Raw genomic sequence first — 14573 nt, forward strand, 5'->3', positions numbered from 1 at the left:
ATGAACATCTTCATATCAGGACAGGGGGCCTTCGCGGTGCAGGTCGCGGAAGCCCTGCTGGACGAGGGGCACAAGATCGTCGGCGCGGCCGCGCCCCGGCTGCGCAAGGGCCGGTCCGACGAGGCCGACCCGATGTCCTGGGACCGGCTGCGCACCTGGGCGTACCACCGGGACCTCGCCTGGACGGACTCGGCCGAGCTGCGCGCGATGCACGTCCCGGACGGGGTGGACATCATCCTGGCCGCGCACTCGCACGCCTTCCTCGGCCGCCGCACCCGCGCCAGAGCGGCCGTCGCCACCATCGGCTACCACCCCAGCCTGCTGCCGCTGCACCGCGGCCGGGACGCGATCCGGTGGACGATCCGCGACGGCGACAAGGTGACCGGCGGCAGCGTCTACCACCTCACCGAGCGCACCGACGCCGGCCCGCTCGCCGCCCAGGAGCACCTGTTCGTGCCCCCGGGCTCGACCGCGCAGAGCCTGTGGCGCGACCACCTGGCACCGCTCGGTGTGCGGCTGCTGCTCAAGGTGGTCGCCGACCTCGCCGCCAACCGCCGGATCGAGGTCCCCCAGGACGAGAAGCTGGCGACCTGGGAGCCCGCGATGGGCGCGCCCCCGCTGTTCAAGCCCGAACTCATCGCGCTGCCGGGCACGGTGCCGGTCGACAGCAGCAAGTGGGCCCTGCACGACCACTGATCCGCCGGCCCCGCGCCGCGGCCCCGGTGCACGACAGGCGTGTACCGGGGCCGCGGCGGATCGCGTCGCGCGGTCAGGCGAGGGCCTTCTCCAGCGCGGCGAGGTAGCTGCGCATCAGGTGGTCGCGGATGCCCTCGCCGTCCGGGTTGAAGGCCGCGGCCCCCAGCCCCTTGGCGCGGTCGGCGAGGCCCGCGACCAGCCCGGTCCTCTCGCCGACCCGGCCCGCCGAGTCGATCCGGTGCAGCGTCGCCACATGGGTGAAGGCGGGCTCCGGGGGCAGTTCGGGCACGATGTCGTTGCCGTGGACGAAGCGGTGCGTGCGGCTCCCCAGCCCCTTGTCGTAGGCGGCGGCGAGCAGCCGGTCGCAGGTCCGGGGCTGGCCGAAGGTGTAGACGCCGTCGGCCTGGAGCCGGGGATCCTCCAGGCTCAGCCGGGCGGCGACGAGCATCGCGAGGGCCCCGCCGAGGCTGTGGCCGGTGAACCACACGCTCTGCCCGTCGGTGCGCAGGTCGGCGAGGGTCTTGGCGACGTCGGGGAAGATCGATTCCAGGGCCTCGGCGAAGCCGTAGTGGACGTAGCCGGTGCGGGCGGGCCCGGGCCAGGGCGGGGTGGTGCTGTCGGTGAGCCAGTCGCGGATCTGCGCGGGCTCGGTGCCGCGGAACGCGGTGACGATCATGTGCTCGCCGGCCATGGTGTAGGCCTGGGTGTCCTGGAGCGGGAACGGCGGGGTGAACCGGGTGCGGTGGTGGCGCACGGTCTCGAAGCCCCACTCGCGGGCCCGCGCCTCGATCGTGGCCTCGTCCTGGTAGGCGAGTTCGGCGGCCCTGGCCAGGTTGTAGGCCAGCGGAAGGCCGAAGCCGGCGGCGTTCTGGTCGAAGGTGGTGGGTACGGCCACGGGCGAACGCTCCTGTCGGGTCGACGGATCGACGACGGCCACGGCGGGGCCTCGCCCGCGGTGGCCCGGGGCACGCGGTCGGCGACGGCCCGGTGACCGTCAGTGACACTACCCCGCCGACGGTTCGTGAGCGACCGGACGGCGGGCGGCCCCGGCGCCGGACGTCCCGTCCGCCGGGGCCGGCCGTGCCCGACGGTCAGCAGATCCGCGGCAGTTGCTCCCCCATCGGCAGGTCGACCACCCGGGTGCCGCCGAAGGCCGTGCGGGCGACCACCGTGCCGGGGTGGTCGGCGACGCACTCGCCGATCACCGCCGCCCCCGCGCCCAGCGGGTGAGCCCGCAGGGCGGCGAGCACCGCGTCCGCCTCGCCGCGCGGCGCGAAGGCGACCAGCTTGCCCTCGTTGGCCACGTACATCGGGTCCAGGCCCAGCACGGCGCAGGCGTTGGCCACCTCGGGCGGCACCGGGACGGAGCGCTCGTTCACCACCACGCCCACCCCGGCCGCCGTCGCGATCTCGTTGAGCGCCGCGCCCAGCCCGCCCCGGGTGGGGTCGCGCAGCACGTGCAGGTCGGGGGTCACGGCGAGCATCGCCTCGACCAGGCCGCCGAGCGCCGCGCAGTCGCTCTCGACCGCGACCCCGAACTCCAGGCCCTCGCGGACACTCATGATCGCGACGCCGTGCAGCCCGATGGCCCCGCTGACGATCACCACGTCGCCCGGCACCGCCCGCTGCGGCCTGATGTCCACGCCGGCCGGCACCAAGCCGATGCCCGCCGTGTTCAGGTAGACGCCGTCGCCGCGCCCGGCCTCGACCACCTTGGTGTCCCCGGTGACGACCTCCACCCCGGCGGCCCGGGCCGCGGCGCCGAGGTCCCGGGCTACCCGGTCCACCACGGCCATCTCCACCCCCTCCTCCAGGATGAAGCCGCAGGACAGGTAGGCGGGCCGCGCCCCGCTCATCGCGAGGTCGTTGACCGTCCCGTTGACGGCGAGGTCGCCGATGCTGCCGCCGGGGAAGAACAGTGGCCGCACCACGAAGGAGTCGGTGGTGAACGCCAGCCTGGCGCCGCCCAGTTCCAGGACGGCCGAGTCCGCGAGGCCGGCCAGGGTCCGGCCGCCGAAGGCGGGGGCGAACAGGCCCGCCACCAGCTCGGCGGACATCGCCCCGCCGCCCCCGTGCCCCATCACCACCCGGGGGTGGTCGCGCAGCGGCAGCGGACAGCTCCAGCCGGAGAAGTCGGGCGCCGCGGACGGCCGGGTCGGGATCTCGGTGTCAGCCAACGGGGCTCGCCTCCCGGGAGACGCCCGGCACGCCGAGGCGCCGGTAGAGGTAGTAGGCGGCGCAGGCCCCCTCGCTGGACACCATGGTGGCGCCCAGCGGGGTGCGCGGGGTGCAGACGGTGCCGAAGGCCTCGCACCGGTCCGGTTTGAGCAGCCCCTGCAGCACCTCGCCGCTGCGGCACTGCGCGGGCTCGCGGGTGGTGATCCCGGAGACGTCGAAGCGGTACTCGGCGTCGTGGTCGCGGTAGCGCGGGGAGAGCCGCCAGCCGCTGCCGGGGATGACCCCGATCCCCCGCCAGGCCCGGTCGGTCACCTCGAAGACGTCCGCCAGCATCGCCCGGGCCGCCGGGTTGCCCTCCGGGCGGACGGCGCGCGGGTAGGCGTTGTCCACGGTGTGCTCGCCGCGCTCCAACTGCCGTACGGTGCGCCGGATCCCCTCCAGGATGTCGAGCGGCTCGAAGCCGGTGACCACGATCGGCACCCGGTGGCGCTCGGCCAGCTCCGGGTACTCCTCGGTGCCCATCACGCTGCACACGTGCCCGGCGGCCAGGAAGGCCTGCACCCGGCAGTCCGGCGCGTTCATGATGGCCTCGACGGCCGGGGGCACCCGCACGTGCGAGACCAGCATGCTGAAGTTGCGCACCCCCTGCTTCCTGGCCTGGTGGACGGCCATCGCGTTGGGCGGGGCGGTGGTCTCGAAGCCGATGCCGAAGAACACCACCTCGCGGTCCGGGTTCTCCCCGGCGATCCGCAGCGCGTCCAGCGGCGAGTAGACCACCCGCACGTCCCCGCCCTCGCCGCGGACGCGGAACAGGTCGCGGTCGGTGCCCGGCACCCGCAGCATGTCGCCGAAGGAGCAGAAGATCACCCCGGGCCGGGCGGCGATCGCCAGCGCCCGGTCGATCACCTCCAGTGGGGTCACGCACACCGGGCAGCCCGGCCCGTGGACCAACTCCACGCCCTCGGGCAGCAGTTGGTCGATCCCGTGCCGGATGATGCTGTGCGTCTGCCCGCCGCACACCTCCATCAGCGCCCACGGTCTGGTCACCGCCGCCCGGATGTCGGCGAGCAGACCGCGCGCCAGCTCCGGGTTCTGGAACTCCTCCAGGTACCTCACTTGCGCTCCTCCGTTCCGGCGGCCCCGGCCGCCGCCTCCCACGGATCGCCGAACTCCTCCTGCAACAGGCCGAGTTCGGCGAAGAGGTCGAGGGTTCGCCGGGCCGACTCCTCGTCCAGCCGCTGCAGCGCGAACCCCACGTGCACGATGGCGTACTCGCCCACCTCCAGATCGGGCAGGTACTCCAGGCAGACGTCCTTGACGACGCCGCCGAAGTCGACGACCGCCATCCGCGTCCCGTCCCGTTCCTCGATCTCCATCACCCTGCCGGGCACCGCCAGGCACATCCGCCCTCTCCTCTCAACCGGCGCCCGGACCGCCGGCCCGGGCGGCCACCATCAGCTGGCCGAGCGCCAGTCCGCCGTCGTTGGGCGGCACCCGGCGGTGCCGCAGCACGGTGAAGCCGTCGGCCCGCAGGCCGCGCCCGCAGGCGGTGGTGAGCAGCGCGTTGGCGAACACCCCGCCGGTCAGCGCGACCGTCTCCAGGCCGTGCTCCTCCCGGGCGGCCCGGCAGAGCGCGCGGACCAGCCCGGCCACCGCGGCGTGGAAGCGGGCGGCGAGCAGGCCGGCCGGTGCCCCGGCGGCGAGCTCCTCGACCGCCGCCGCGAGCACCGGGGCGGGGTCGCCGACCAGGACGCCCTCCTCGCGGCGCAGCGCGAAGGCGTACCCGTCGGCCGGGCCGTGCGCCAGTGCCGCCGCCTCCAGCTCGACCGCCGCCTGCGCCTCGTACCGCGCCAGCGCGCAGACCCCGGCCAGCGCGGAGAGCGCGTCGAACAGCCGGCCCATGCTGGAGGTCGGCACGCAGTACAGCGAGCGCTCCAACTGCCTGCGCAGCACTTCCCGTTCGCCCTCGGGGCAGGCCCGGACGGCGGGCAGGCCGGGGGTCCACGGCAGGCCCGCCGCCCACAGGTGGGCGAGCGCCATCCGGTACGGGCGCCGCACCGCCGCGTCGCCGCCGGGCAGCGGTACGTAGGCCAGCCGGCCGAACCGGCGGTAGCCGTCGTAGTCGGCGAGCAGCACCTCGCCGCCCCACACCGCGCCGTCGTCGCCGTAGCCGGTGCCGTCGAAGGCGACGCCGATGACGGGGCGGCGGCCGTCCAGCCCGTGCTCGGCCATCGCCGAGGCGACATGGGCGTGGTGGTGCTGCACGGTGCGCCGCTCCGCCGCCGGGACGGTGCGCCGGGCGTGCCGGGCGGACCGGTAGCCGGGGTGGCGGTCCACCACCAGCAGCTCCGGCCGGACCCCGGTGACGGCCCCCAGCTGGGCCGCCGCGCGGTCGAAGGCGCCGAGCGTGGCGAGGTCGTCCATGTCGCCGAGGTGGCCGGACAGCCAGGCGTAGCCGCCGTCCGCCAGCGCGAGGGTGTTCTTGAGGTCCCCTCCGGCGGCCAGCGCGGGCCGGACCGGCACGGGGAGCGGCAGCGGCAGCGGGACGTAGCCGCGCGAGCGGCGCAGCGGCAGCTGCTCCCCGTCCACCACCCGCAGCACCGAGTCCTCGCACGGCACGTGGATGGGCCGGTCGTGGGTCAGCCAGCCGTCGACCAGCGGGGCGAGCCGCTCAAGGGCCTCCCCGTCGTCCGTCACGATGGGCTCGCCGGACAGGTTGGCGCTGGTCATCACCAGCAGTCCGGGGCCGGGCGGGGCGAGCAGCAGGTGGTGCAGCGGGGTGTAGGGCAGCATGAGGCCGAGGTCGGGGCTGCCGGGCGCCACCGCCTCCAGGGCCGCCGGGGCCGGGCCGGTGCGGCGCAGCAGCACGATCGGCCGGGCCGGGCCGGTGAGCAGTTCCAGCTCGACCGGGCCGGGCGCGGCCAGGGCGGTGATCTCCGCGAGGTCCCGGGCCATCAGGGCGAAGGGTTTGGCGCCGCGCCGTTTGCGCAGGCGCAGCCGGGTGACGCTCCGCTCGTTGTAGGCGTCGCAGGCCAGGTGGTAGCCGCCGAGGCCCTTGACGGCGAGCACCGCGCCCTCGCGCAGCAGGCGGCGGGCCCCGTCGAGGGCGGCCTCGCGCTCGGTGTCCGGCCGGCCGGGGACGGTGAGGGTGAGCCGGGGGCCGCAGGCGTGGCAGCAGACCGGCTGGGCGTGGAAGCGCCGGTCGGCGGGGTCGGTGTACTCGCGGTCGCAGTCCGGGCAGAGCGGGAAGCCGGCCATGGTGGTGTTGGCGCGGTCGTAGGGCAGGCCGGTGACGATGGTGTGGCGCGGGCCGCAGTTGGTGCAGCTGATGAACGGGTGCCGGTGGCGGCGGTCGGCCGGGTCAGCGAGTTCGGCGAGGCAGTCGGCGCAGGTGGCGGTGTCCGGCGGGACCAGGGTGCGGCGCGGACCGTCGTCCCGGGAGGGGGTGATGGCGAAGCCGCGGGCGCCGGTGGGCGGCAGGGGCGCGTGGTCGACCGCGGCGACCAGGGCGAGCGGCGGCGCGTCGCCGCGCACGCGGCGGCAGAACGCCTCGACCGCCTCCGGTGGGCCCTCGACCTCGGCCAGGACACCCTCGCCGGTGTTGGTGACGGTGCCGGCCAGGCCCAGCTCGGTGGCGAGCGCGAACACGAAGGGGCGGAAGCCGACGCCCTGGACGAGTCCGCTGACGGCCACCCGCCGCCGCCGCGGCCCGGTGACCGGTGCCGTCACGACCGCTCCGCGGCCGTGCCCGCGTGCTCGTGCTCGTGCCCGTGTGTGAGCGCGTGCGTGTGCCCGTGCTGCGGCGCGCCCGCCATCACCGGGCGGTGGACGGGCGCACCGTCCAGCACGGCGTGCGCCCGCTCCAGCAGCTCCCCCGCCCCCAGCCCGGTGCGTGCCGAGGTGAACACCACCTCCACGCCCGGGTTGACCCGCGCGACGTTCGCCAGGAACGCCTCCCGGTCGAACTCCACCGCCGCCGCCAGATCGGCCTTGGTCACCAGCACCAGGTTGGCCAGCCCGAACGCCGTCGGGTACTTGAGCGGCTTGTCCTCCCCCTCGGTGACCGATGCCAGCACCACCCGCAGCGATTCGCCGAGGTCGTAGGAGGCCGGGCAGACCAGGTTGCCGACGTTCTCCACGAAGAGCAGCCTGGTGCCCTCCGGGAGCCAGCCGGCCAGCTGCCCGCTGAGCATCGCGGTCTCCAGGTGGCAGAGGCCGTCGGTGAGCACCTGCTTCACCGGGACGCCCGAACGGGCCAGGCGCACCGCGTCGTTCTCGGTCGCGAGGTCGGCGGTGAGCGCCGCGACCGCGATCCCGCGCTCGCGGGCCAGCCCGAGTTCGGCCTCCAGCAGCGCCGTCTTCCCGCTGCCCGGGCTGGAGAGCAGGTTCACCGCGACGGTGCCCCGGGCGAGCAGCCGGGCGCGCAGCTCGCGGGCGCCGTCGTCGTTGCGGGCGAGGACCGCCTGGCGGAGTTCCACCGTGCGACACATGGGTTCAGCCTTCCTGTCGGGCGCCGGCCCCGGCGGCCGGCGGGCGTTCGGCCCACTCGACGCCGAGGATCTGCAGTTCACGGCCGGCCAGCAGCTCGACCCGGCCGCCGCCGCAGTGCGGGCACCCCAGGTCGGGCGGCATGCCGACGGCCCACTCGGCCGCGCACGGCGCGCACCGGGCGCGGGCCGCCACCGCCTCGGTCTCCAGCAGGGCGCCCTCCACCAGCGTTCCGGCGCAGGCCAGTTCGAAGCAGAAGTCGAGGGCCGCGGGCACCACGCCGGCCAGTTCGCCGACCTGCAGGCGCACCCGCGCGACCGCCCGCGCCCCGTGCGCACGTGCCGCGGCGTCCACCTGCTCGACGACGGCCGTCGCGATCGACATCTCGTGCATGGGCCCCGTTCCCGGCTGGAGGCGACAGGCCCCATTACAGGCCGCGGCGGCGGCAGCGGCCCGAAGCCGCGCCGCCGCCGCGTCCGGGACTACGCCGGACGCACCAACGCCCCGCTCACATCCGGCGGATGCGCAGATAGCGCTTGAGGTCGTCCAGGTTCTGCCAGACCACCACCGCCACGACGGCCAGCACGACCGCGCGCCGCAGGTTCTTCTTCTTCACCATGCTGAGGCCTCTCTCTTGGCTTGCGCGTGGGCACCGACGGTCCGCAGGACCAGGTGGACCGCCTCCTCGACGGCGGCGGCCACCGGTGCGCTCAGTCCGATCCCCTCCTCCAGCGACTGCGGTTCGCAGCCCACCACCAGGACCCGGCCGGGCGGAGTGCCGCCGGTGCCGGCGGCCAGGGTGCCGAGCAGCGCGAGCACGGCGTCCGGTCCCATCCGGTGCCCGTCCAGCACGGGCGCCTCCACCGGTCCGGCGTCCGCCTCGATCAGGTAGAGGGTGCCCGGCTCGCCGCCCCGGGCGGTGGCGTCGACGAGCACCAGCATCCGGTAGCCGTCGAGGAGTTGGTAGGCCAGGTGGACGCCGCGCACGCCGACGTCGAGCAGTTCGACGTCGGCCGGCAGCGGGTGCCCGCGCAGCCGCCGCACGGTCTCCACGCCGAATCCGTCGTCGCCGAGGAAGATGTTGCCGACCCCGGCGACCAGCACCTTTCCCGGCGTCACGGCCCCTCCAGCGGGGTGATCTCGTCGGGCTGGAAGTAGCGGAAGCGGCCCTGGGCGCGCCACAGGTCCGCCCCCGGGTCGTCCTCCAGCGTCACCGCCAGGTGCACCGAGCCGTCGACGTCGTGCAGCACGGCCTCCACGACGGCGGTGCGGCCGTCCAGGAAGAGGTCCTGGGCGTCGGTGCGCCGCCGTCCGGGGCGCAGCAGGACCCGGCTGCCGGCGCCGACCGCGCGGCCGTCGACCAGTACCCGGTCGGTGTCCGGGTCCACCCCGGGGTCGTCGCCCGGGTCCCACCAGGGCTGTCCGGGCGCGTCGCCGGTGATCTCGCGCAGGCCCCGGACGGCGCCGTGCAGCCGCTCCAGCACCTCGGGGGGCATCGAGTCGGCGAGGTCGATCACGGCGCCCGCCCGCTCGTCGGTGCCGCGGGCCTCGCGCTTCTCGCGGTCGGTCAGAGCGGCGGTCCGCAGGGCGAGGATCTCGTCGATCTCGGTGGCGTCGTAGAGCGCGCCCGGGCTCTCGGGGGCGACGACGGGATGGTCCTCCAGGATGATCGGCGAGGAGAGCACCACCCGGTCGCGGCCGGGCGGGCCGGCCAGCACCGGCCAGGTGTGCTCGTTGCGGCACAGCGCGGTGGCGGCCCGGGCCCATGCGGGCGGGTCGGCCGGGGACAGGAAGGTGCCGCGCTCCAGGCCGAGCAGCAGGTGGGCCGAGACCAGCGAGCGGGCCAGCGCCGCGTCCCGCGCCTCGTCGGGCCGCGGGGTCCAGTCGGTGGTGTTCTCCACCATGGCGGTCAGCAGCCGCACCCCGTACGGCCCCGGGACCTCCCGGGCGGTCAGCCGCAGCAGGCCGTCGGTCCGTTCCCGGCGGCGCAGCAGCCGGCCGGCGGTGGCGCCGCCGTCGTGCAGCGGTTCCGTCTCCCGGCCGGCCGGGAGGTGGAACGGCCGCACCAGCTCGCCGGCCAGCTCCTCGACGGGCACGACGAGTTCGATGCGCTCCTCGACCCCCTCGTCCCACGGCTGGAGGACCCGGTCGGCGAGTTCCAGTTCGTCGACCGGCTCGAAGCCGCCGGGCACGGCCCGTTCGACGGTGCGCCGCCGCACCCGCAGGAAGCGCAGTTCGACGGCCAGCCGGTCGCCGGGGCGCGGTTCCATCAGGCATTCGGTGCGCTGGTGGGCGTGCTCGCCGCGGTCCGCGCCGTAGCCGGGCGGGACGAGCACCCCGAACTGCCAGCGCAGCCGGTTCTTGGCCGCCGAGGCCCGGTAGGGGTAGAGCACGTAGCCCTCGAACAGGACGGCGTCGGCGATCTGCCGGGCGGAGGCGAAGGCGGCCTCGACCTCGGCGGTGAAGCCGGTGACGGGGGCGGTCACCGGGTCGCCTCGGCGAGTTCGGCGCCGGCCAGCAGGGCGCGCACGGTCGCCTCCCAGGACGGCAGGGCGCGGCGCGAGCGGTAGGCGAGCAGCGCGTCCATCAGCTCCTCGGGCAGCCGCAGCCAGCCGCAGCCCGGGAAGTGCCGGTCGATCGCCTCACGCCACACCTGAACGGGCATCCGCACCGAGGCCTCGCGGTCCCAGGGGACCGGGGAGACCTGGAAGCCGCCGGGGCCGGCGAAGGCGGTGCCGGAGAACAGCAGCAGCACGGGGACGTCGCCGCCGCCGAGCGCCCTGAGGTAGCGGGCGGCGGCGACGTCCTGGTCGTAGGTGCAGGGGACGGGCAGGTCCAGTTCGGTCTCGCCGGTGAAGCCGGGGACCATCAGCGGCACCTGGGCGAACTGGACCGGGTTGAGGGTGGTGCCCCAGCGCGGACGCTCGCCGAACAGGTCGGTGAGCCGCCCGGCCTCCGCCGCGTCGTAGCCGCGCCGGGCGGGTTCGATGCGCAGCTGGCAGCGCAGCGCCAGGGCGTGCACCCGGGTGTCGGGGGGCGCGGTGATCCGCAGCCGGAAGAGCAGGGTGGGTCCGGCGGCGTGCTCGGCCGCCCGGACGGCGGTGCAGGCGAAGGCGAGCGGGGTCACCGGGGTCCGTCCTCTCGCAGCGGCCGGGCCCGTTCGTCGAGCCGGGCGAAGAAGGCGTCGGCCTCGGCCCGGGCCTCGGGCCCGCCGTCGAACCCCTTCCAGCAGCGCCGCAGCCGGCCGACCAGTTCGTAGCAGGCGTCGATGGGCACCAGCAGGCAGTGGATGCCGGTGCCGGTGCGGCGCAGCAGCAGGGCCTCGACGTCGGGTTCCAGGGCGGCGGCGAGGGCGCTGTCGCCGAGGGCGGCCCGCCAGGCGGCCTCGTCCGGTTCGCTCTCGGTGGCGCCGCCCGGGCCGGGGTAGAGCAGGACGAGCCGGTCCTGGCGGGCGTTGCGGAACAGGAAGGCGGTGGAGACCGGGATGCCGAGGGCCGCCCACGCCTGCTCGCCGATCCGGTGGCCCGGGTCGGCGAGGTGGCGGTCGGGGACGTGCCGGTAGCGGCCGCCGGCTGCTCCGGGCTGCCGGAACAGCAGTCCGCAGGCCGTGCAGACGCAGGTCAGGGCCTGTTCCTCGGTGTCCACCAGGTGCCGGTGCGCCGGGGGGACGCCCTGGCCGCAGAAGGCGCAGCGCTCCGGCTGCGGCGGCGCGGGCTCGCGCAGCCGGTGCAGCAGGGCGGTGCCGGGGCGGGTGATCTGGCGGGTGCTCACCGGGCGGCCTCCGCCGGGGTGCCGGGGCGGGTGGCGATCTGCAGCAGCCGGGGTTCGCGTTCGACCACGGTGGCCGTCACCTCGGGCGCGTGGCAGGCGAGGAGGGCCTCGATGTCCTGCTCGGAGCAGCCGCAGCCGCCGCCGGTGCGCAGCAGCCGGGCGGTGCCGGTGGCGGGGTCGAAGCCGGCCAGCCCGACGGGTTCGGGCAGGGCGGCGAGCGCCCGGCCGATCCGGGCGGCGGTGTCCTCGGGGTGCAGGTCGTGCAGGACGAGCAGGCCGGCCACCGCCGGGTCGTCCAGCAGCGCGGTGAGGGCGGGCGGCGGCAGCGCCGCGACGATCCGGGCCAGGCCCTCGTGGTAGAACTCCATGAGGTCGCGGGCCAGTTGCTCGCCGGCCTCGCGCGCGCCCCGGTCGGCGAGCGCGTCGAGCCGGTCGAGGGCCTCCTGGATCCGCAGCCCGGTCCGTTCCGCCGTCATGCGGTGAGTCCGCTCAGGCCGGTGGGCACGTGCATCTGCTGGACGGTCCGGCCGCCGCCGACGTACATGTGCACGCCGCAGGGCAGGCAGGGGTCGAAGCTGCGGACGGCCCGCATGATGTCGATGCCCTTGAAGTTCTCCGGGGGGTTCTCCTCGAAGATCGGCGTGTTCTGCACGGCGTCCTCGTAGGGCCCGGGGGTGCCGTGGCTGTCGCGCACGCTGGCGTTCCACGGGGTGGGCGGGTAGGGGTGGTAGTTGGCGATCTTGCCGTCCCGGATCACCAGGTGGTGCGACAGGACGCCGCGCACGGCCTCGGTGAAGCCGCAGCCGACGGCCTCGTCCGGCACCTCGAAGCGCTCCCAGGTCTGGCTGCGCCCGGCGCGCACCTCCTCCAGCGCCTTCTCGGTGAAGTGCAGGGCGCAGGCGGCAGCGTAGGCCTGGAAGTAGGTGCGGGCGCGGTTGCGCTCCAGGGCGTTGCTCCACTGCGGGATCGTCCACTCGAAGGTGGTCTCCGGCTTGGTCATCGAGCGCGGCAGGCTGATCCGCACGCTGTGCCCGGTGGCCTTGACGTAGCCGATGTCGACGAGCCCGGACAGGGCGGTGGACCACAGACGGGCGAGCGGGCCGCCGCCGGTGTCGAGGGCGAGGTGGTCGGTGCCGTCGAACCAGCGGGGGGACATCACCCAGCTGTACTTGCCGTCGAAGTCGCGCTTCTGCGGGGCGGGGATGGTGTGCTGGTTCCAGGGGTGGCGGGGGTCGACCGGGTTGCCGAGCGGGTCGTGGGTGACGAACAGTTCCTCGCCCTGCCAGTCCTGGTAGTAGGAGCTGCCGAGCAGGATGCGGATGCCCAGGTTGATCCGGGTGAGGTCGTTGGTGACCAGCTTGCCGTCGACCACGACGCCGGGGGTGACGAACATCCGCCGGCCCCAGTCGGTCATGTTGCGGTAGGTGAAGTCGCAGTGGTCGGGGTCGTTGAGGCTGCCCCAGCAGCCGAGCAGCACGCGCCGCCGGCCGACCTCCTCGTAGCCGGGCAGCGCCTGGTAGAAGAAGTCGAAGAGGTCGTCGTGGAGCGGCACGACCTTCTTCATGAACTCCACGTAGCGCATCAGCCGGGTCAGGTAGTCGGTGAACAGCTGGACGGTGGCCACCGTGCCGACGCCGCCCGGGTAGAGCGTGGAGGGGTGCACGTGGCGGCCCTCCATCAGGCAGAACATCTCCCGGGTGTAGCGGCTGACCTGGAGCGCCTCGCGGTAGAACTCGCCCTCGATGGGGTTGAGCGCGCGCATGATGTCGGCGATGGTCCGGTACCCGTGGTCGCCGGCGTGCGGGGCCTCGGTGCGTTCGGCGAGGTCCAGGACGCCGGGGTTGGTCTCGCGGACCATCTTCTCGCAGTAGTCGACCCCGACCAGGTTCTCCTGGAAGATGTTGTGGTCGAACATGTACTCGGCGGCCTCGCCGAGGTTGATGATCCACTCGCCGAGGTGCGGGGGTTTCACGCCGTAGGCCATGTTCTGCGCGTAGACCGAACAGGTGGCGTGGTTGTCGCCGCAGATGCCGCAGATCCGGCTGGTGATGAAGTGGGCGTCGCGGGGGTCCTTGCCCCGCATGAAGACGCTGTAGCCGCGGAAGACCGAGGAGGTGCTGTAGCACTCCGCGACCTTCTTCTGCTTGAAGTCGATCTTCGTGTGGATGCCCAGGCTGCCCACGATCCGGGTGATCGGGTCCCAGGACATCTCCACCAGACCGCTGCCGTCCCCGGCCGCCCTGGTCGTCGCTGTCATCGTGTCTGTCATGCCCTTCTGGAGGCGGGGAGGGGGGTGCGGCGGCGGGGCCGCCGCGCACGGGGCGCGGCGGCCCGTCCGGTCACCGCGGCGGGCGGTAGCCGGTGGTCAGGGTGGGCCCGGTGTGGCGCCACCTGGGTTCCTTGTCGAGCGTGGCCAGGGTGATCGCGCGCAGCCGGCGGATCACCGAGCCGTAGGTGCGGCTGACCCTGGTCGACACCGTCGAGCCGGGCGGCGGGTCCATGAACGGCATGAACTTGTCGGGGAAGCCGGGCATCGTGCAGGCGATGCAGATGCCGCCGACGTTCGGGCAGCCGCCGATGCCGTTGATCCAGCCGCGCTTGGTGACGTTGCACTTGACGACCGGGCCCCAGCAGCCGAGCCGCACCAGGCACTCGGGCGTGCCGTAGTCGGTGGCGAACTGCCCCTGCTCGTAGTAGCCGCCCCGGTCGCAGCCCTCGTGCACGGTGGCGCCGAACAGCCAGGCGGGCCGCAGCTTGTCGTCCAGCGGGATCATCGGCGCGGAGCCGGCCAGCTGGTAGAGCAGGTAGGTCAGGGTCTCGGCGAAGTTGTCGGGCTGGATGGGGCAGCCGGGCACGCAGACGATCGGCAGACCGGCCTTGGACTTCCAGTCCCATCCGAGGTAGTCGGGCACGCCCATGGCGCCGGTCGGGTTGCCCTCCATGGCGTGGATGCCGCCGTAGGTGGCGCAGGTGCCGATCGCGACGACCGCGGTGGCCTTGGGGGCGAGGCGGTCCAGCCACTCACTGGTGGTGATCGGCTGGCCGGTGGCCGGGTCGTCGCCGAAGCCGCACCAGTAGCCCTCCTCCTTGATCCGCTCGTTGGGGATGGACCCCTCGACGACCAGGACGAACGGGTCGATCTCGCCCCGGTCGGCCCTGAAGAACCACTCGACGAAGTTGTCGGCGCCCTGGACCGGGCCGCACTCGAAGTCGATCAGCGGCCAGTGCACGGCGACCTTCGGCAGGCCCGGCAGGGCTCCGGTGACGATCTCCTCGATGCTCGGCTGCATGGCGGCGGTCAGGGCGACCGAGTCGCCGTCGCAGCTCAGACCGGCGTTGATCCAGAGAATGTGCACCACGTCGGTGTCGGTGGCGCTCGTTGCTGCAGCACCCATGAGGATGCCTCCTCGGAACTGGGAGCCGGACGATATGGCTCAGAA

General features: G+C 74.6%; 16 protein-coding genes. 1 reads left to right on the plus strand and 15 read right to left on the minus strand.

Going from position 1 to position 14573, the window contains the following annotated elements; all coding sequences use genetic code 11:
* On the plus strand, positions 1–696 hold the full coding sequence (locus tag ABT238_RS17870; protein ID WP_350568848.1) for a formyltransferase family protein: 696 nt from the start codon (positions 1–3) through the stop codon (positions 694–696).
* A gap of 73 nt (positions 697–769) precedes the next feature.
* Here the strand turns inward: ABT238_RS17870 and ABT238_RS17875 are convergent, their stop codons facing one another.
* The 15 genes from ABT238_RS17875 to ABT238_RS17940 all read right to left on the minus strand — a co-directional run bounded on the left by ABT238_RS17875 (position 770) and on the right by ABT238_RS17940 (position 14528).
* Positions 770–1591: a lipase family protein gene (locus ABT238_RS17875; protein WP_350763751.1), complete on the minus strand. Its 822-nt coding sequence runs from the start codon at positions 1589–1591 to the stop codon at positions 770–772.
* Positions 1592–1787: 196 nt separating this feature from the next.
* Positions 1788–2777: a hydrogenase expression/formation protein HypE gene (gene hypE, locus ABT238_RS17880; RefSeq protein WP_502891441.1), complete on the minus strand. Its 990-nt coding sequence runs from the start codon at positions 2775–2777 to the stop codon at positions 1788–1790.
* Positions 2778–2865: 88 nt separating this feature from the next.
* Positions 2866–3990, minus strand: coding sequence for a hydrogenase formation protein HypD (gene hypD / locus ABT238_RS17885; RefSeq protein WP_350763769.1), 1125 nt, complete (start codon positions 3988–3990; stop codon positions 2866–2868).
* On the minus strand, positions 3987–4277 hold the full coding sequence (locus tag ABT238_RS17890) for a HypC/HybG/HupF family hydrogenase formation chaperone (RefSeq protein WP_350568854.1): 291 nt from the start codon (positions 4275–4277) through the stop codon (positions 3987–3989). The genes hypD and ABT238_RS17890 overlap by 4 nt, the downstream gene beginning before the upstream one ends.
* A gap of 13 nt (positions 4278–4290) precedes the next feature.
* The gene (hypF, locus tag ABT238_RS17895) at positions 4291–6603 is read right to left on the minus strand and encodes a carbamoyltransferase HypF (RefSeq protein WP_350763785.1); all 2313 of its coding nucleotides are present in this window, start codon (positions 6601–6603) and stop codon (positions 4291–4293) included.
* Positions 6600–7364 carry a hydrogenase nickel incorporation protein HypB gene (hypB, locus tag ABT238_RS17900; protein ID WP_350763797.1) on the minus strand — a complete coding sequence of 255 codons (765 nt, stop codon included), beginning with the start codon at positions 7362–7364 and terminating at the stop codon, positions 6600–6602. Before hypB ends, hypF begins: the two co-directional genes overlap by 4 nt.
* A 4-nt stretch (positions 7365–7368) precedes the next feature.
* Positions 7369–7755, minus strand: coding sequence for a hydrogenase maturation nickel metallochaperone HypA (hypA, locus tag ABT238_RS17905; RefSeq protein ID WP_350568860.1), 387 nt, complete (start codon positions 7753–7755; stop codon positions 7369–7371).
* Positions 7756–7870: 115 nt separating this feature from the next.
* Positions 7871–7981 (minus strand): DUF6893 family small protein, encoded by a 111-nt coding sequence (locus tag ABT238_RS38795; protein ID WP_502884322.1) that lies wholly within the window; start codon positions 7979–7981, stop codon positions 7871–7873.
* Entirely contained in the window at positions 7975–8481 is a 507-nt protein-coding gene (locus tag ABT238_RS17910) for a hydrogenase maturation protease (RefSeq protein WP_350763810.1), read from the minus strand. Before ABT238_RS17910 ends, ABT238_RS38795 begins: the two co-directional genes overlap by 7 nt.
* Positions 8478–9848, minus strand: a complete 1371-nt coding sequence (locus ABT238_RS17915) for a hypothetical protein (protein WP_350763817.1) — start codon at positions 9846–9848, stop codon at positions 8478–8480. The genes ABT238_RS17910 and ABT238_RS17915 overlap by 4 nt, the downstream gene beginning before the upstream one ends.
* On the minus strand, positions 9845–10489 hold the full coding sequence (locus ABT238_RS17920) for a DUF6084 family protein (RefSeq protein ID WP_350568864.1): 645 nt from the start codon (positions 10487–10489) through the stop codon (positions 9845–9847). The genes ABT238_RS17915 and ABT238_RS17920 overlap by 4 nt, the downstream gene beginning before the upstream one ends.
* Positions 10486–11133: a DUF5947 family protein gene (locus ABT238_RS17925; RefSeq protein WP_502884323.1), complete on the minus strand. Its 648-nt coding sequence runs from the start codon at positions 11131–11133 to the stop codon at positions 10486–10488. Before ABT238_RS17925 ends, ABT238_RS17920 begins: the two co-directional genes overlap by 4 nt.
* Entirely contained in the window at positions 11130–11609 is a 480-nt protein-coding gene (locus ABT238_RS17930; RefSeq protein ID WP_350763831.1) for a NifU-related iron-sulfur-binding protein, read from the minus strand. Before ABT238_RS17930 ends, ABT238_RS17925 begins: the two co-directional genes overlap by 4 nt.
* Positions 11606–13390 carry a nickel-dependent hydrogenase large subunit gene (locus ABT238_RS17935; protein WP_350568868.1) on the minus strand — a complete coding sequence of 595 codons (1785 nt, stop codon included), beginning with the start codon at positions 13388–13390 and terminating at the stop codon, positions 11606–11608. Before ABT238_RS17935 ends, ABT238_RS17930 begins: the two co-directional genes overlap by 4 nt.
* Before the next feature lie 82 nt (positions 13391–13472).
* Positions 13473–14528: an NADH-quinone oxidoreductase subunit B family protein gene (locus ABT238_RS17940; RefSeq protein WP_350568870.1), complete on the minus strand. Its 1056-nt coding sequence runs from the start codon at positions 14526–14528 to the stop codon at positions 13473–13475.
* Positions 14529–14573 lie beyond the last annotated feature (45 nt).

It is taken from the genome of Kitasatospora sp. NPDC001527 (assembly GCF_040298605.1).
In the GTDB taxonomy this organism is placed as follows: domain Bacteria; phylum Actinomycetota; class Actinomycetes; order Streptomycetales; family Streptomycetaceae; genus Kitasatospora.

What these genes read in the sequence shown, in the direction of transcription:
- ABT238_RS17870 (WP_350568848.1), top strand. Translation starts at nt 1, where the DNA reads ATGAACATCTTCATATCAGGACAGGGGGCCTTCGCGGTGCAGGTCGCG.
- hypE (WP_502891441.1), bottom strand. Translation starts at nt 2,777, where the DNA reads ATGGGGCACGGGGGCGGCGGGGCGATGTCCGCCGAGCTGGTGGCGGGC.
- ABT238_RS17890 (WP_350568854.1), bottom strand. Translation starts at nt 4,277, where the DNA reads ATGTGCCTGGCGGTGCCCGGCAGGGTGATGGAGATCGAGGAACGGGAC.
- hypB (WP_350763797.1), bottom strand. Translation starts at nt 7,364, where the DNA reads ATGTGTCGCACGGTGGAACTCCGCCAGGCGGTCCTCGCCCGCAACGAC.
- hypA (WP_350568860.1), bottom strand. Translation starts at nt 7,755, where the DNA reads ATGCACGAGATGTCGATCGCGACGGCCGTCGTCGAGCAGGTGGACGCC.
- ABT238_RS38795 (WP_502884322.1), bottom strand. Translation starts at nt 7,981, where the DNA reads ATGGTGAAGAAGAAGAACCTGCGGCGCGCGGTCGTGCTGGCCGTCGTG.
- ABT238_RS17930 (WP_350763831.1), bottom strand. Translation starts at nt 11,609, where the DNA reads ATGACGGCGGAACGGACCGGGCTGCGGATCCAGGAGGCCCTCGACCGG.
- ABT238_RS17935 (WP_350568868.1), bottom strand. Translation starts at nt 13,390, where the DNA reads ATGACAGCGACGACCAGGGCGGCCGGGGACGGCAGCGGTCTGGTGGAG.
- ABT238_RS17940 (WP_350568870.1), bottom strand. Translation starts at nt 14,528, where the DNA reads ATGGGTGCTGCAGCAACGAGCGCCACCGACACCGACGTGGTGCACATT.